This is a genomic window from Cyanobacterium sp. Dongsha4, assembly GCF_036345015.1.
Classification (GTDB): Bacteria; Cyanobacteriota; Cyanobacteriia; order Cyanobacteriales; family Cyanobacteriaceae; genus PCC-10605.
Map to the genome: position 1 here is coordinate 958,612 of NZ_CP084098.1, position 17,839 is coordinate 976,450.

14 protein-coding genes and 1 pseudogene are annotated in these 17,839 nt (G+C 36.2%); 11 read left to right on the plus strand and 4 right to left on the minus strand.

Going from position 1 to position 17,839, the window contains the following annotated elements:
* Positions 1–93: 93 nt before the first annotated feature.
* Positions 94–993: an amino acid ABC transporter substrate-binding protein gene (locus tag Dongsha4_RS04075; RefSeq protein WP_330204466.1), complete on the plus strand. Its 900-nt coding sequence runs from the start codon at positions 94–96 to the stop codon at positions 991–993.
* A gap of 331 nt (positions 994–1,324) precedes the next feature.
* Complete coding sequence (locus Dongsha4_RS04080) at positions 1,325–2,152, plus strand: DUF4382 domain-containing protein (protein ID WP_330204467.1); 828 nt, start codon at positions 1,325–1,327, stop codon at positions 2,150–2,152.
* Positions 2,153–2,357: 205 nt separating this feature from the next.
* Here the strand turns inward: Dongsha4_RS04080 and Dongsha4_RS04085 are convergent, their stop codons facing one another.
* Positions 2,358–3,269, minus strand: a complete 912-nt coding sequence (locus Dongsha4_RS04085) for a septal ring lytic transglycosylase RlpA family protein (RefSeq protein ID WP_330204468.1) — start codon at positions 3,267–3,269, stop codon at positions 2,358–2,360.
* 608 nt (positions 3,270–3,877) lie between these two features.
* Between Dongsha4_RS04085 and purM the strand changes: the two genes are divergently transcribed.
* The 4 genes from purM (at position 3,878) to Dongsha4_RS04105 (ending at position 8,170) form a co-directional block, all read left to right on the plus strand.
* Positions 3,878–4,900 (plus strand): phosphoribosylformylglycinamidine cyclo-ligase, encoded by a 1,023-nt coding sequence (purM, locus tag Dongsha4_RS04090; protein WP_330204469.1) that lies wholly within the window; start codon positions 3,878–3,880, stop codon positions 4,898–4,900.
* A 134-nt stretch (positions 4,901–5,034) separates the two neighbouring features.
* Positions 5,035–5,859, plus strand: a complete 825-nt coding sequence (minC, locus tag Dongsha4_RS04095) for a septum site-determining protein MinC (protein WP_330204470.1) — start codon at positions 5,035–5,037, stop codon at positions 5,857–5,859.
* 164 nt (positions 5,860–6,023) lie between these two features.
* On the plus strand, positions 6,024–7,316 hold the full coding sequence (locus tag Dongsha4_RS04100) for a lipid-A-disaccharide synthase-related protein (protein ID WP_330204471.1): 1,293 nt from the start codon (positions 6,024–6,026) through the stop codon (positions 7,314–7,316).
* 32 nt (positions 7,317–7,348) lie between these two features.
* Entirely contained in the window at positions 7,349–8,170 is an 822-nt protein-coding gene (locus Dongsha4_RS04105) for a pentapeptide repeat-containing protein (RefSeq protein ID WP_330204472.1), read from the plus strand.
* Between the two features lie 299 nt (positions 8,171–8,469).
* Here Dongsha4_RS04105 and Dongsha4_RS04110 read toward each other — a convergent pair whose 3' ends face one another.
* A complete protein-coding gene (locus Dongsha4_RS04110) occupies positions 8,470–9,204 on the minus strand; it encodes a precorrin-2 C(20)-methyltransferase (RefSeq protein WP_330204473.1) in 735 nt (244 codons plus the stop codon).
* A 131-nt stretch (positions 9,205–9,335) separates the two neighbouring features.
* On the opposite strand from Dongsha4_RS04110, the pseudogene Dongsha4_RS04115 reads away from it, so the two are divergent.
* Positions 9,336–10,195: pseudogene (locus Dongsha4_RS04115) on the plus strand (IS5 family transposase).
* A 230-nt stretch (positions 10,196–10,425) separates the two neighbouring features.
* Here the strand turns inward: Dongsha4_RS04115 and Dongsha4_RS04120 are convergent.
* Positions 10,426–11,319, minus strand: coding sequence for a CoB--CoM heterodisulfide reductase iron-sulfur subunit B family protein (locus Dongsha4_RS04120; RefSeq protein WP_330204474.1), 894 nt, complete (start codon positions 11,317–11,319; stop codon positions 10,426–10,428).
* A gap of 149 nt (positions 11,320–11,468) precedes the next feature.
* Between Dongsha4_RS04120 and Dongsha4_RS04125 the strand changes: the two genes are divergently transcribed.
* The 3 genes from Dongsha4_RS04125 to shc all read left to right on the plus strand — a co-directional run bounded on the left by Dongsha4_RS04125 (position 11,469) and on the right by shc (position 15,803).
* Entirely contained in the window at positions 11,469–13,052 is a 1,584-nt protein-coding gene (locus tag Dongsha4_RS04125; RefSeq protein ID WP_330204475.1) for a glycerol-3-phosphate dehydrogenase/oxidase, read from the plus strand.
* A 248-nt stretch (positions 13,053–13,300) separates the two neighbouring features.
* A complete protein-coding gene (locus tag Dongsha4_RS04130; RefSeq protein ID WP_330204476.1) occupies positions 13,301–13,759 on the plus strand; it encodes a DUF4253 domain-containing protein in 459 nt (152 codons plus the stop codon).
* A 121-nt stretch (positions 13,760–13,880) separates the two neighbouring features.
* On the plus strand, positions 13,881–15,803 hold the full coding sequence (gene shc, locus Dongsha4_RS04135) for a squalene--hopene cyclase (protein ID WP_330204477.1): 1,923 nt from the start codon (positions 13,881–13,883) through the stop codon (positions 15,801–15,803).
* 173 nt (positions 15,804–15,976) lie between these two features.
* On the opposite strand, the gene Dongsha4_RS04140 is transcribed toward shc, so the two are convergent.
* Positions 15,977–16,210, minus strand: coding sequence for a TIGR02450 family Trp-rich protein (locus Dongsha4_RS04140; RefSeq protein ID WP_015219481.1), 234 nt, complete (start codon positions 16,208–16,210; stop codon positions 15,977–15,979).
* A gap of 162 nt (positions 16,211–16,372) precedes the next feature.
* On the opposite strand from Dongsha4_RS04140, the gene Dongsha4_RS04145 reads away from it, so the two are divergent.
* Entirely contained in the window at positions 16,373–17,836 is a 1,464-nt protein-coding gene (locus tag Dongsha4_RS04145; RefSeq protein WP_330204478.1) for an SLBB domain-containing protein, read from the plus strand.
* Positions 17,837–17,839 lie beyond the last annotated feature (3 nt).

Here is a 17,839-nt window from a genome sequence, read left to right on the forward strand (position 1 = left end):
TTAACAGGTCAAATGTCAGCAGAATAGATAAAACTGTTGCTTATAGCCTTGTAATCATTAATTATTCATTCTTTAATTATCTAAAACCTGTCCATGTGGAAAAAATTACTAAATATTGGTGTCGCTTTTACTTGTCTAAGCCTATGCTCAAGTCCTGCGTTGGCTGGTACTGTCTTAGAAAAAATAAAAGAAACGGGAGTGATTCGGGCGGGGTATCGAGATGATACTCCTCCTTTTGCTTTTCAGGATAGTCAGGGAAAACCAATAGGTTATTCTATTGATGTTTTGAAACTCATACAAGAGGAAGCGGAGAAACAGCTTAAAAAACCTCTCAAGTTGGAATTAGTAAAAATCGATCCTACTAATCGTTTTCAGCAAATCCAAGATGGTTCTATTGATATTGAGTGCGGTTCAACTACAGTTACATGGGAAAGGGAAAAAATAGTTGATTTTGCTGTTAGTTATTTCGCCAGTGGTACTCAGATGATTGTTAATCGGGGTAGTGGTTTTGCTAATAGTGATAATTTGACGGGAGCAAAAATTGGGGTTATTCCTAATACCACTAATGAAAAAGCGATGAAAATGTATGCTTCATCAGCAACTCTTGTTCCTGTGAAAAGTGAGGAAGAAGGATGGGCAATGGTGCAAAAGGGAGAGTTAGATGGATTTGCGGGAGATGGTATTTTATTACAGGCGTTGAAAAAACAAAGTAATAATGGTCAAGACTATGAAATTGTCCCCGAATTTCCCTACATGATTGAGTCTTATGCTTGTTCAATTCCTGAAGATGAATCTCAATGGCGTGGTTTAGTGAATAAAGCTATTGTTAAATTTATGCAAGGTGTTACCACTGACACTCCAAGTGCGATCGATGTTTATGAACGATGGTTTGGACAAAATGGCAATACACCTTATCCCATTGAAACAATGGCAGATTATTTTCAAGGAATTATCAATGGTTATGAATGGATTGTCATTGATGAAAGATATTAAAGTAATTAACCTGAGTTCGGGATAAATTTTTATCTATGAGTGATGGCAAAAAGTGCAAAGGGCAAGGGGCAAAGTTAAAAGGGCAACGATGCACAGGTAAATAGTTGAGAATTAAGAATTAAAAACCCCTAATTCCTAACTCTTTTCTCCCCAATACCCTAATACCCTAATACCCCAACACCCTAACACCTCTAACCTGAAACTTACCCTTCTCCAATATTGTTGAACCGAACTGATATTAATACCTATGGGGGGTTATAGCATTGAAGAAAAATAAATACTCTTTCATTATTAAAGTTGTTCGATAAAATATCTGCAAATCTTAATAATTGTGAAAAATTGGTTTAATTTTAGTTTTGTTGGCTTTATTGCTATCTTATTTCTTTCTTCTTGCGGTAATAGCTCCTCTAATACCACTGTGAGCGAAAATGAGGATTCTACAGGAGAAACTCTAACCCTTGTGGCAAATGGGGAAGATTTTATTCGTCAGGGCTTTACCAGTAAAGATGGATGGCGTATCGATTTTAATCATGCTTATGTTACTCTTGATGAAGTCGTTGCATATCAAACAGATCCACCTTTTAATGCTGAAAGTGACGAGAATATTAACGCTTCTGAGTCTATCATTTTAGTTGACGATGCGATAACTATTGATTTGGCTCAAGGAGATGAAAATGCCCCCCCTATAACTGTAGCAGAAGCGATCGCACCTACGGGAGTATATAATGCTATTTCGTGGAAATTAATTAATGATGCTCAAACCAATTCCAGTATTGTTCTTGATGGTATAGCTGTCAAAGATGGTGAAACTATTAATTTTGTTATTAACTTACCTATGCCCCTAGAGTATAGATGTGGGGAATTTGTGGGAGATGAAAGAAAAGGGGTTTTAGAAGCGGGGAAAGATGCCCAATTAGAAACAACTTTCCATTTTGACCATATTTTTGGAGATGGAGAGGCAACCCCAGAAGATGATATTAATGTAGGTGCGATCGGATTTCAACCCTTAGCACAACTGTCTAATAATGGAGAATTGAATATTGATTTAGCAACCATGAAAGCCCAACTATCCCCAGAAGATTATGAAAAACTAGAAAAAAATCTTCAATCTTTAGGTCACGTGGGAGAAGGACATTGTCGCCTAGTTAGCCAGAGTTAATAGATAAATGGTAATGTTTTATAACCAGATATTGACTATTCCAATGTTTCTTCCTTACGGCTTAAGAGGATGTTGAAAAAGTTATCAAAACTGGTTTTGAACCGAAATTCCCCCTTACATAAGAAGGATTCAGGGGGATCTAACACCCTAAAACCAAACATTTTCTCCCACTTACTTTAAAAATGCTCTGCGGTGAGAGTGGAGCTTACTGTCCTAGAATTTGAATACGGACGGGTGCAACTCCACTACTTTTCAAGCCAATTACCCTTGCCGCTCCAGCCGATAAATCGACAATACGACCACGAACATGAGGTCCTCTATCATTAATACGCACTACCACTGAGCGACCATTATTAAGATTAGTAACCTTAACTCTTGTGCCGAAAGGTAAAGAGCGATGAGCCGCAGTTAAAGCATTCTGGTTGAATTTTTCCCCACTAGCAGTCCTTCGTCCATGAAAACCGGGCCCATACCAAGACGCAATCCCCTGTGCCGCCTTGCGTAAATTTTTGACCCCCGCAAATGTCGCTTTTTGAGTTTGTTTTTTTGCAACAATTTTAGGTTGCCCTTTAACTTCCTTTAAAGGAGTTGCATTACCCATTAAACGACGCAAACGATTAGTAGCCTGTAAAGCATCATGGGCTAAATCTTCAGTGCTATCTGGTAAGATAACGTATTGGTTAACTCTTACTAACTCGGCATTAGCAAAAGTGATTACATAGTCTTCAGTTTTTGCATTCCAAGCAACGTTAATTTCTGATGCTTGAGCAGAGTTGGAAGATAGTTGTTCTAGTTTTTTCGCAAAATTAGTGGCGTTATTGATTGCTTTTCCATCAGGAGTATCAAGAAATGTTAGTAGGGGAATATTGTTATAGTGAAGCGTAACCGCATCTTGATCATTCCACTGATGTTGATAGAGTTTGGTAACGAGGAATTCTTTGACTGGGGCGGTAGAGGTTTTCGCTAGGACATTATGAATCGGAGAAGTGACTTCGCCATCTTGTGCTTGATAGCCATTAGCTCGAACAGTTGGGGCAATTAAAACTCCACTGATACTTAATCCGATGATAGTTGATAAGGCTGTTCTTACAGCTCTTTGACAATTTTTGTTATCCATAATGTTTCTTTAGTGAACAATGAAAGCCTTTAATATTGAGGTTTTCTGTTAGTTTGCTCCTTGTGAATGACACTTTATCTATGTGAGTGAACTTAAATTAAGTTAACATAAGGATTTTTACTTATGGTTAATTATTTCTTATTTAAAGCATATTGTAATATTTAGATTGATTATATAAGTAGATAAAATAAATTTTAATATGTAGAATAGTTAGTTTATTTAATTTTAAAAAAGCTCTCAATGTTTTAAATAACTAATCAATTAAACGACTAAATACAAGTAAAAAAAATAGAATCTATAAAAATATTTGTATTTTGAGTAAGAAAATAACTTAAGGCATTATGCTTCTAGTGGTTACATAAATACTCAAAAAATCAAGAGAGGCTAATGAATTGATTTACAAAGGAAAAAAAGGTTATTAGGGTGAAATTATCTCATAAAACAAACTCTTTTAAAGGATAAATTTTGACCAAAATTAGACAATAATGGTATGATAATTTCGTCAAAAAATGATCAATAATTCCCGTGTCGATACGATAAGAAAATTTGATCAATTTAAAGAGTAAAATTTCATCTATTGAAAAAATTTATCTAAAGGAGATTGCGCAATGGATTATAAACAGGCAGGAGTTGACGTAGAAGCGGGAAGAGAATTTGTTAAAAAAATATCTGAAAATGTAGCTAGTACCTATCGTAAAGAGGTTTTGGGCGGTTTGGGAGGGTTTGGTGGTTGCTTTGAAATTCCTGCAGGTTATCAGCAACCTGTCTTAATTTCAGGGACAGATGGTGTTGGGACAAAATTAAAAATTGCTCATCAATTGAATCGTCATGATACTGTGGGAATTGATTTAGTGGCGATGTGTGTTAATGACATTCTTACTTCGGGGGCTGAACCTTTATTCTTTCTGGATTATTTAGCTACAGGCAAATTAAATGGTAATCAATTAGCAGAAGTTATCAATGGTATTGTGATCGGCTGTAAAGAGAGTGGTTGTGCGTTGTTGGGAGGAGAAACAGCAGAAATGCCGGGATTTTATCAACAGGGTGAGTATGATATAGCTGGTTTTTGTGTTGGTATTGTGGAAAAAAGTAGGATTATTGATGGTAGTGCTATTCAAACGGGAAATGTTGCGATCGCACTTTCTAGTAGTGGTATTCACAGTAATGGTTTTTCTCTAGTACGTAAAATAATTGAATCTGAAGGCTTAAGTTGGGATTATCAATGTGAAGAATTAGGAGACAAAACCCTAGGAGAAATTTGTTTAACTCCCACCAAATTATATGTAAAACCAGTGTTGTCAGCATTAAAAGCAGGAATCCCCATAAAAGGAATGGCACACATTACAGGAGGAGGCATCCCCGAAAACTTACCCCGTTGTTTGCCGACAGATAAATCTATAGAAGTAAAATTAGATAGTTGGACAATTCCTCCTATATTCCAATGGTTAGGGAAAAAAGGTAATGTGTCCTTAGAAGATATGCTTAATACCTTTAATATGGGAGTTGGTTTTGTGGTGATTGTGGAAACCCAAGAAGCAGATAAAACAATTCAACATTTTCAAAGTAGTGGTATTGATACTTTTTTAATTGGTAAAGTAGTTGAAGGAAAACAAACAATCATATTTAACTGACCATTAGCACTTGTTTATCATGTTAGATTTCAGGTGTCAGGCGTTTTTTATTATTTATTATTAACTATAAACTATAAATTATTTACCTTTGCCCTTTTCCCTATCACCCCTATTCATTACTCATTATCAAGAAAATGTCTATTGAAACAGAAAATCAGGATTCTCTCACAGAATCTCCCACACCTCCCCCATTAAAATTATTGAGTAGCAAAGAACAAATTAGCATTATTAAAAAAGGGGAAATGGTAGAAATTAATCTTCCCCCAGTTAATAAAAGTGAAGCTAATCAGTGGGGCAGAATTATTGATGATTTTAAAATTAGATTGCAGAAAATAGACAAATCTTGGCAATTAGGTACAAAAACAACAATTAAAAGTGGCGATCGCCTCTTAGATACAAGACAATTAAACGAATTAAAGGGAATACTAGAAAACATTGGCTTAACCTTAGATATTATCATTACCCGTCGTCGTCAAACTGCCGTAGCGGTAGCCAGTGCCGGTTATTCTGTGAAGCAAGAATCATCTTTACCCATCTTTAACGACACCAAGGAAGACAAAAAAGAAGAAAATCAAGCTCTCACAGAACCTTTATACTTAAAAACAACCATTCGCTCAGGAGTAGAAATTTGTCATCCTAGCACCATCATAATTGCCGGGGATGTCAATCCCGGAGCAACAATTATTGCAGGGGGCGATGTCTTAATCTGGGGTAACTTAAGAGGAATTGCCCATGCAGGTGCGAATGGTAATAAACAGGCATTAATTATGGCATTAAAAATGTTACCCACTCAATTACGTATTGCGGATTTAGTTGCTCGCGCCCCCGACAATCTTCCTGATAACTATACCCCAGAAATTGCTTATATTAGTAATGAAGGAATCAAAATCAACCCCGCAGAAAATTTTTATCGTTCCTATGAATTTATAACAAACAAAAACTATTGGCAGATTAGATAATAAAGTTTTAGTGCTTTAGGGTATTGAGGTGTTAGGGAGAAATAGGGTATTAGTAGGGGATTGGGGGGAAATTAATTAAATACTCTTGCTTTTTGCCTCTTGCCCTTTGCCCCTTTAACGAGCATCCTTTTTACATCAACAAAAATTTTATAGCGAACTCAGGTATGATCAAGTCAATGAATCGCCGTTTGTTAGTAATTAGTAATGGCCATGGAGAGGATGTAATTGCCGTCAAAATTATTCAAGAATTATGGAAACTACAAACAATTAATTTTTCTTCTGATTCTAACCAAGAGTATCCCCAAATCGATATTACTGCTTTGCCTATGGTAGGGGAAGGCTTTGCTTATCAAAAAATAGATATACCCCTATTAGGAAAAGTGCAAAAAATGCCTTCGGGGGGGTTTATTTATATGGATAGTCGCCAGTTATGGCAAGATGTTAAAAGTGGCTTAGTGGGTTTAACTCTTCATCAGTATCAACAAGTTAAACAGTGGAGTAAGGAAGGGGGTTTAATTCTGGCAGTGGGAGATATTTTACCTTTACTTTGGGCAAACTTAAGTGGTGTTAATTATTTTTTTGTCGGCACAGCAAAATCTGAATATTATTTAAGAAATGAAGAGGGGTGGTTAGAAGATGTTAGTATTATCGATCGCTTTTTGGGTTCGATTTATTATCCTTGGGAGCGTTGGTTAATGAGCAGAAAATCTTGTTTAGGTGTTTTCCCCAGAGATAGTTTAACGGTTGAATCTTTGCAAAATTACGGTATTCGAGCTTATGATTATGGCAACCCGATGATGGATGATGTGGATATATCCTTTTCTTCTACCCAAAATCGAGATGATGAATATACCTTAAAAGTATTATTATTACCCGGTTCAAGATTACCAGAAGCCCTCGATAACTGGCAATTAATTCTTTCGGCTGTAGATAGTTTATTAGAAATTCATGATTTAGATTTAAGATTTATAGGTGCGATCGCATCTTCTTTAAACTTAGATGACTTTGCTGAGATTGCCCAAAAATTTCAATGGAATTCAACTCAAAAAAAATCAGTTAACATACCCATTGAAGATCCTGATAAAATGATTCTTACTAAAAATAACGCTCAATTAATCTTGAGTCAAAATAGTTATGCTCAAACTTTACAATATTGTGATATATCAATAGCTATGGCAGGTACAGCAACAGAACAGTTTGTCGGCTTAGGAAAACCTGCGATCGCATTTGCTGGTACTGGGGCGCAGTATAACCCAAAATTTGCTAAGAATCAAAGCCGTTTATTAGGAATATCCTTACAACTGGTGGAAAATCCCCAACAAGTAAAAGATAAAGTGCAAGAATTACTTTCTAACCCAGATTTATGGCAATCAATCTCAGTTAATGGTAAAAAAAGATTAGGAAGTGCAGGGGGTGCAAAAAAAATCGCCCGTGAATTATTAAGCAAACTAACCTAACGAAGTGAAGTATAGCAAAGGTAAATTTCAAGATGGATGCCCAAGAATTGATAGAAAGATATAACCGAGGGGAAACAAACTTTCAAAAAGTTGATCTTCAAAATCAAAAATTAACCAACATAGTGCTTCACAGAATTAATTTAAAGGAAGCTAATTTGAGTGGTGCTTGTTTTGAAGGATGTTTTCTTACTCAGGCCAATTTAAAAGAAGCAAACTTAGAAAATGCCGTTATCAAAGGAGATTTAAGTGCCGTTAACTTGATTCAATCCCAATTAATTAGAGGAGATTTTCAAAATAGTGATCTCACTGATGCTAGTTTAAGAAATGCGAATCTGAGTCATAGTAACTTTAGTCACAGTAAGTTAATTTGTGCATTATTACATGATGCTATTTTAAAAAACGCAAATTTGAGTCATGCAATTTTGATTAACAGTCTTTTAAGTCGTGCCAATCTGACAGATGCTAATTTACAGGGCGCTAACTTACAAGGGGCAAACTTAACTAACGCCATTATGATTAACACTAATTTAGAAAATGCCAATCTATCCCTTACTCAAATGAATTCCGTTAACGGTGTCGGCATCAAAGCATCCCATGCTAATTTCAGTCATGCTAACTTAAGCGGGGGGAATTTTGCTAACAGTGTTTTTCATTGCGCTAACTTTTATCATAGTATGATGACTTGGTGTAGTCTCAAAATGGTGGATTTCTCCGAAGCCAATCTTTCTGAAGCAAATTTATTATGGTCTAATTTAACTCGTTCTAATCTAACTAAAGCCAATTTAGTTCATGCTAATATTAGTCAGGTAAACTTCGATCGAGCTGACCTAACTGAAGCTGTGATGAAAGAATAACTAGAGAGCGTTTTCATCCTCCTAGGCAAATTACCCAAGTTCGGGATAAATTTTCATCTATGAGTGATGAAGAAAAGGGCAAGGGGCAAAGGTAAATAGTTGATAATTTAAGAATTAAAAACCCCTAACTCCTAACTCCTAATTCCGTACCGCAAAGCGGTACGAGCGCAGCGAACTCTCGTTTCTCCCTAATATCCCAACAACCTGACACTTACCCGATATTCTTAAACCAAACTGAAGTTAGAGAAATATCATGCCTGAAACCTGCCACCCGAAACCTGAAACCTAACTGAGGTATATTAGATAGCTTGAGTTTTGGGGGGACTATTTTTGATAATCAAAATAGAAAAGTAATTTAACTGTAAATGAGGCAAAAAAGTAAGATTACGATATATTTTTTCTTCTGGTTGAGTTGCTTTTTCCACTATATAAGAAGAGGATAATAACCCTTTTTGCTCTAAAATTAGCCATACTTTTTCATAAACAGAAGCTACTTTCATTAAAACAATCACTTCCGCCCAATTCAAAACTTTTTCTAACTCTTCCACTGAATAAAAAGCAGGTAAAACTACTAATTTTTCATCTTGCATAGTTAAAGGAATATCTAACACAGAAGCGGCAACCATTGGGGAAGATACCCCTGCAATTCTTTCGATTTTGAGATTAGAGTCAATTTTTTTGATGTATTCAGCTAAATAAGTAAAAGTGCTATAAAAACTAATATCTCCTTCACAAGCAAAAGCCACATCTAAACCTTTCTCTAAAAATTCCCAAACCTGTAATGCAACTTTTTGCCATGCCTTCTCTAAAGTTTCTTGAGACAATGTATAGGGAAAAGTGAGAGATAATTTTTTTTGATTGGGTTGCAAATAATTTTGAATAATAGTTTCTGCTTTGCCTAATTTATGATTAATTCCTGCAGGAAAAGCGATTATCGGGCTATTTTGGATGACTTTTAAGGCTTTAACTGTTATTAACTCTGGATCTCCTGTACCAACGCTGACACCATAAAGAGTGCCGATTTTTGAGTTCATTAATATTTACTTACCAATATGATTTTTATTGTGCCAATCATAAATTATTTTATTGGAAACAAGAAATTCAAGAGCTAGGGCGTGTCTGCAAAATGGTAAAATGAGTAAAACTACTTAAAATAATTAATGTTATGGAAGCGCGCCGCGAAGCGGATCCCGTCGGGATCGCTCTTAATCCTAACCAAGCAATTAATAGAAAAGATATAACGGATATACAATGGGAAAAGTTACAACCATTATTACCACCACAGAAACCATCAAAAGGAAGACCTAATCTAGATCATAGGCAAATAATCAATGGAATTCTCTGGATTTTGAGAACTGGTGCACCTTGGAGGGATTTACCACCTTGTTATGGGATTCATAGCACAGTTTCTAGCCGATTCTATCGATGGCGAAAAGCAGAAGTTTGGGAGCAAATTCTCGCAAAACTTCAAACGATCGCAGACTATGAGGAACGGATTGATTGGGAAGTCCATTCTGGAGATAGTACAGTTATCAGGGCCCATCAACAGGCAGGGGGTGCAAAAGGGGGCAACAAAACCAAGATTTAGGGCATAGTAAAGGGGGATTTACCACCAAAGTTCATGTTAGAGTGGAAGGATTCGGAAAACCAATAACTTTGAGTCTAACTTCAGGGGAACGTCATGACACCGTAGCTTTTGACGATTTACTGACTGGAGGAAAAGTAAAACGTAGGGGCAGAGGAAGACCAAAGAGTAGGTTTCGCTATTTTTTAGGTGATAAAGCGTACAGTAGTCAAGAAATTCGGGAAAAACTCCGAAAAAAAGGTGTAACTCCCATAATTCCTCGCAAAAGTAATGAAAAAAAACGAGAACGCTTTAATAAAGGTCTTTATCGAGAGAGAAACCAAGTAGAAAGATTAATCAACCGTCTCAAACAAAATAGAAGAATAGCAACTCGTTACGAGAAGTATGCAGTAAATTACTTAGCTATGCTTACAATTGCTTCAATTTTTATCTGGTTATAACTAAACTTTATCAAAAAAAACTGGTTAGCGTAACTTCTACAGTAATGAAGGGCCTAAAAGCATGGGCAATTTTAATTAGCGTAGATATTACACTAATTATCAGACACTTTTTCATATTTCAAAATCTAAGTAATTGTATAGCACCAAACATACAACAGCTTAATTTGATAATTTGCAGACACGCCCTAGCATGATGCGATCGCACTCTGTTACTCATTTATAAGATTATATTAATAACCCAATAAATGTAAAACTTTTGCGGTGGAAACTACATGATTATTCAGACCCAATTTTTCAGGTTCAATACCCAAGGCTAAACCAACTAATTGGGGTAAATGTAAAATCGGTAAATCTAATTTTTGTTGTATAACTTGTGCAACTTCTGGTTGACGAGAATCGAGATTAAGGTGACATAAAGGGCAAGGAGTTACAATACAGTCTGCACCATTGTTGATTGCATCCAAAAGATTCTTTCCTGCCATTTTAAAAGATTGTTCTGTTGCATAGCTAGAAAGAGGCCAACCACAACATTTGATTCTACCCTCATAAAATATAGGAGTTGCCCCTAATACTGAAAATACTTGTTCTAATGATTGAGGATTGAAAGGATTATCAAAAGGAAGATGTTTTTGCGCCCTTAATAAGTAACAACCATAAAAAGCGGCACACTTTAAACCTTTAAGAGATTTGACAACTTTTTCCTGTAGTGCATCTAAACCATAATCACCAATTAAAGCCCATAAAATATGTTTTACTTCTGTTGTGCCTTGATAGGGTGAGCAATTTTCTTTCTTTAAAAAACCATTGACTTGGTTAAAATATTCCACATCATTTTCTTTTGCTTCTTTTAATCTCTCATCCACATGACCAATTACTCCCTGACAAGTGCTACAGTGGGTTAGTAAAGGTAGATTCAACGATTCTGCAAGGGCGATATTTCTTGCATTTACGGTGTCTTCTAACAACTGTGAGTCTTCTTTATAAGTTCCAGAACCACAACAAGCCGCTTTTTTTAATTCGATTAATTCAATATCTAAAGCCTGAGAGATGGCTATTGTCGATTGGTGTAACTCACTACAAGCCCCTTGAGCAACACATCCGGGAAAATAAGCATAGCGAAGCATAAGTAAATAGAAAAGTTATTGGTTAGAGATTGGTATTTTAATCATAACTAAATTCTGAAGCACCAGATAATCGAGGGACAAATGAATTAAAAATGTAAGTTAAATGAGTCTTAGCTTATACTGAAAGAGACGATCAGAATTGTATTATCATGAAAACACAGCTAATCGAAAGACAAGCCCAAATCACAAAACTAAAGCAACAAGAGTTTGACTGTCTGATTATTGGCGGTGGTGCAACGGGTGTTGGATCGGCGTTAGAGGCTACAAGAAGAGGCTTAAAGACTGGTTTGGTAGAGCGTTTTGACTTTGCACAAGGTACAAGTAGCAAAAGCACTAAATTACTTCATGGGGGAGTGCGTTATTTAGAACAGGCTTTCAAAAAATTTGATTGGAATCAATTTAATTTGGTACGAGATGCTTTAGCAGAGAGAAAAAATGTCATTCAAATGGCGCCACATTTAGCAAAACCCTTACCTCTGATTATTCCTCTTTATCAGTTTTGGCAAATGCCTTATTACTATTCTGGGCTGTTGATGTATGATTTTTTATCTGGAAAACAAAGTTTAGGTAGAAGCAAGTTATTGAGTCTAAAAGAAACTTTAGAGCTATTTCCCACTCTCAATACAGAGGGAATGATTGGTAGCGTCATGTACTATGATGGGCAGTTTGATGATGCTCGTTTGAATGTAGAGGTAGCTATGACAGCTATTGAATATGGAGCTGCGATCGCAAATTATGTAGAAGTTACGGAAATTATCAAAGAAGGAGAAAAATGTAGAGGAGTTAGAGTAAAAGATACTTTAACCCAAGAAACTTTTGAAATAAAAGCTCAAATCATCGTTAACGCAACTGGCCCCTATACTGATTCTATTAGGGAATTAGATCAACCTACCACAGAAAAATTGTTAAAAGTCAGTTCTGGAGTACATATAGTTATAAATAAATCTTTTGCTCCCGGAGAAGGTGCATTATTGATACCTAAGACTGAAGATGGTAGGGTTATTTTCATTGTACCTTGGCGAGGTTTTACTTTAATTGGCACAACAGATGAACCAGCAAAAGTAGAAGATAATCCCCAAGCCACCGAAGCCGAAATTCAGTATCTGCTCAAATATACTAATCAATTTTTAGACAAAACTGTAAAACGAGAAGATGTATTGTCTGCGTGGTGTGGTTTACGCCCATTAGTTTCCCCTACCCATGCGGCGGCTAAATCCACAGCAAAATTATCACGAGATCACACTATAATTACTTCTAAATCTGGTTTAATTACTATCACTGGGGGAAAATGGACTACTTTCCGCAAAATGGCGAAAGATACTATCCATAGAGTGTTTAATCAATTATCTTCTCCTTCCACTGCCGATTCATCTCCATCTTTAATTCCCGTTATGGGGGGAGAAAATTTTGAGAGAAAAGAACTAAACAAACAATTAGCTACTAATATTGATGATGAATGTATAAGAAGTCATTTAATCAATTATTATGGTTCAAGAAGTTTGATAATTCAGGAAATAACAAGGGAATTAGGCGTTGAAAGATTAACCCCAAAATACCCCTTTATCACGGCGGAAGTTGTTTATGTTTACCGCTATGAAATGGCTCAAAAACCAGAAGACATATTAGCAAGAAGATTTAGACTTAGTTTCTTAGACTCTCACACCAGCCAACAGTTGAAAGAAAAGGTATCACAAATTATTAGCACTCTTCAACAAGTGCCGATTAACAAATAATTAGGGCTCTCTCATCTTAGCTTTGGGGATGATAAATTATCCCTCAAAAAAGGTGTCAGGTGTCAGGTTTTAGGTTTAATTAAAATTATTAATTTATAAGTAGCCCCACTTAATTAAACGTAAAATAAGCTCAGTTAAGGCAAAACCTTTGTCTGAAATCGTAAGGGAATTGGAAAATAAAGGTTATTCTCTCATTATTGATGTTGACTATAATGACAATCGATGGGAAATAGAAGCTTATCGAAATAATGACAAACGAAAATGAAAAGTTAATCCCATTTCTGGGGAAAATATATCTGATAGAAAAGATGATTAATTTAGAGCAGATAAAACATCATCAAACCAATGGCATTAATTGTGATGTCACTACTCAAGACATTATCAATAAACTTCAGGATTGGGATCGCCGATTTGGTGTTACTATCACTGATGTGGGGCATGATCAAGTAACGGTATCTTTTCAAACATTACCAGAGAATTTACAAGAATTAGCGATCGAAATTTATGATTTTTGTCCTGATGTCATTGATCAGGGTTATGGTTGTATGGATGATATGTTATCAATGATGTCCGAATCTGGTCAAGAGATGAATGAGGAAATAAAGCTATTACTTGAAGGGGTTGACATGGATAACCCAGATTTTGGGCTACAAATTTTGGCAAATGCTCTCAAAATTGAGCAAAAAGTTAGCTTATGGTGGGATTAAATCATTAATTTATCTAAAATACCCACTCTGAAGTCCAACAACTAAGAGCAGTAAAAATTATTGTATCGAACTCAGGTTATCATAAAGAAAATGTTAAGTTTCATTGCTATAATTCCTATTTATGACAGCTCAATTAACGAATCCGAATAAAGTAGAACATAGTAAAGTTAAGTCTGGAATCAAACAAGCTCAAGATTATTTATTTTCCCTACAAGAAAAAGATGGTCATTGGTGTGCCTATCTCGAATCTAATGTCACTCTCACCGCAGAAGCAGTATTATTATATAAAATTTGGGGTATTGACTCCCATAAACCTCTTCATAAAATAGAACATTATTTGCGATCGCAACAGAGAGAACACGGTGGTTGGGAATTATATTACGGTGATGGAGGAGATTTAAGCACATCAGTAGAAGCCTATATGGCATTAAGACTATTGGGTGTTGCCCAAGACGATGAAGCCCTAATCAAAGGGAAAAGATTTATCTTAAGTAAGGGTGGTATTAGCAAAAGTCGCATCTTTACAAAATTTCACCTAGCAATTATTGGTTGCTATGATTGGCGAGGAGTGCCTTCTATCCCTCCTTGGATTATGTTATTACCCCAAAATCCTATTTTTACCATCTATGAAATGTCTAGTTGGGCAAGAAGTAGCACCGTACCTTTATTAATCGTATTTGATCAAAAACCCGTTTTCAAGATCGAACCAAAAATTAATCTTGACGAATTATACAGCGAAGGTAAAGAAAATGTTAGATATGAGTTGCCCCGCAGTGGAGATTGGACAGATATTTTTGTACAATTAGACAACCTGTTTAAATTTGCCGAAGACATCAATTTTGTACCCTTCAAAGAAGAAAGTATTAGGGCGGCAGAGAAATGGATTATTGAAAGGGAAGAAGTAACAGGAGATTGGGGGGGAATTATTCCTGCGATGTTAAACTCTCTGTTTGCCTTCAAAACTCTTAACTATCATGTCAATGACCCTATGGTAGCACGGGGATTGGAAGCAGTAGAAAATTTTGCCCTTGAAACCCATGATGATTATTTAGTACAAGCCTGTGTTTCTCCTGTGTGGGATACTGCATGGTGTTTACGAGCTTTAGTAGAGTCAGGAGTTGCCCCAAATCATCCTGCTTTAGTTAAAGGGGGAGAGTGGTTATTAGACAAACAAATTTTAGATTATGGTGATTGGATAGTCAAAAATCCTCACGGCAAACCCGGGGGTTGGGCGTTTGAGTATGAAAACCGTTTTTATCCTGATATGGATGATTCTTCTGTAGTAATTATGACTCTTCACCAACTAGAGTTACCCAGAGAAGACTTGAAAAAAGAAGCCATTTTGCGGTGTTTGCGTTGGATTGAAACCATGCAATGTCATAATTATGGTTGGGCGGCTTTTGACATCAACAACGATGCTAACTGGTTAAATTTACTACCCTATGCCGATTTAAAGGCGATGATTGATCCTGCGACGGCGGATATTACTGCTAGAGTATTAGAAATGGTGGGTAGTTGTGATTTGCCCATGTCTTCTAGTAAAATTCAAAAAGCGATCGCATTTTTACTTCATCAACAGGAAAATGATGGTAGCTGGTTTGGTAGATGGGGAGTTAACTATATCTATGGCACATCTGGAGCATTATCAGCATTAGCTGTCATTGCACCTCAAACCAGTCAAGAAGCCATGAAAAAAGGTATTAATTGGTTAATTAACTGTCAAAATCCTGATGGTGGTTGGGGTGAAACCTGCGACAGTTATAAAAATCCTGCATTGAAAGGTAAAGGAAATTCCACCGCCTCTCAAACGGCATGGGCATTAATTGGTTTACTTGATGCAGGTAAGGCTTTGGGTAAATTTGAACAGGATAGTATTAATAAAGGAATTAATTATTTAATATCTTCTCAAACAGAAACAGGCACATGGGAGGAAAAAGAATTTACTGGTACTGGATTCCCTCAACATTTTTATATCAACTATCATTTATATCGTCATTATTTTCCTCTAATTGCATTAGGAAGATTTGAAAATTTCTTAATCTAAATTCATCTTAATTGTTATTTTAAAAGAACATAAATACTGTTAACAAAATTGTTTATGGATTTGGGGTTAGGGTATTAGGGTATTGGGGTGTTGGAGTTAGTATTAATTAAACACTTTTGCCTCTTGCCCTCCCCCTATTTAGGAGGTAGAAAGGGGGGTTTGCCCTTTGCCCTTCATTCCAGATTTTTTAAAGGAGTCCACCCCGGAGTCCATAAATTACGATCTTTTAATTGTTTAGCGTTAATCCAAAATCTCACTTGGCTATCACAAGAAGACATCATTTCTGCAAATACCCATTTGTCTTCATTTTTGCGGTTAATTACTTGAAAATGCCTCCACCCCCAAGTCTTTTGTGCGGCTGTCCACTTTGAACCTAGGAGATGAGGGAATTTCTGTTTTTTCGCCATTTTGGTAATGATTAAGTTATGATTGCTACAATGTTTTTTGTTTGACTGTTCCTCATTATCTTAAGATAACTTTCAAAAATAATAAATACAGGACAAGATTACTTATATATCTTTAAACTAGCCTAGGAACAAATTAAATTTTTAATCGATGATATGGTCAAGATGTCACTAACCAAAATAGCTCTTATTCTTATTTTTAATGTCTCTCCATTATTTGTCATAAGTATTTGTAAACCAATTCAAGCACAAACTCCCTCTTCATCTTCAGATAGTCTTTTACATAATGCTTTACCTCCTCTCAAACCTACTTCTCAAAGGTCTATTTTGCCAGAAAACAAGGCTTATACTCTTGATACTGGAGATGTGATTCAAGTAACGGTTTTTGGTTTACCTGATCAGGGAGGGGTTGTACAAGTATTTAATGATGGTACTGTTACTTTTCCTTTGATTGGTACTGTTAATGTGAGGGGAAAAACGATTATGGAGGTGAATGATTTATTGACAAGTTTATATAGTCGTTATCTAAAACGTCCTTCCATTACAGTTATTTTAGAGCAACCTAGACCCCTAGAAGTTGCCATCGTGGGAGAGGTTAATGTGCCGGGGAACTACAATTTGTCTGGAGGTACTCAAATTCAGCAAAAAGAAGGACAAACTCAAATAGCTTCTAATACTCCTTCTCTACCAAAGGTTTCTGATTTATTTACCCTCGCAGGGGGATTAACGGTTTCGGCGGATGTTCGACAAATTCAACTCAAGAGGCAAGAAAAAGGAAAAGAGGTGCTTTATGTGCTGGATTTTTGGCAACTACTGCAAGAAGGAGATTTAGCCCAAGATGTGAGATTAAAAGATGGTGATGTGATTGTTGTTCCTAAAAAAGATGTTATTGATCCTAATGAGTATAGACAATTAGCAGATGCGACTTTTGGGATTAAATATATTGAACCGCCCAATGTTACTATTGTGGGGGAGGTTAATCGCCCTGGTTCTTATACTGTACCCATTGAACAAGGACCTCCTCGTCTTACGACTGCTATACAACAAAGTGGTGGCATTAGGGAGTTAGCGGATATTAGAAATATTGTGATTTCGAGAACCACTAGAGATGCCCAACAGCAGAAAATAGAGGTTAATTTGTGGGAAATGTTAGAATCGGGAGATATAAATAGGGATGTTTTGTTGCGTGATGGAGATACAATTTTTATTCCTACGGCAAAGGAACTTGAACCCAGTGAGGCTCAAAGGTTAGCTTCTGCTAATTTTGCTCCTGATGAGATTGTGGTTAATGTGGTTGGTTCGGTACGGAATCCGGGTTCAACGGTTTTAAAGCCTAATACTTCTTTGAATAATGCGATTTTAGCGGCAGGGGGTTTTGATGAAAGGAGAGCAGATAGTAGTACCGTTGAGTTGATTAGAGTTAATCCCAATGGCACTGTTACAAAAAGAAATATTCCTGTCAATTTGGCGGCGGAGGTGAATGAGCAAACAAATCCGATTCTTAAAAATAATGATGTAATTGTGATTAATCGAAGTGCGATCGCAGCTTTTGGGGATAGTGTGGAAAGTTTCTTGGGTCCTATTGGTAGGAGTTTTTCACTGTTAGGATTTTTCAATATTTTTCAGTAAAAT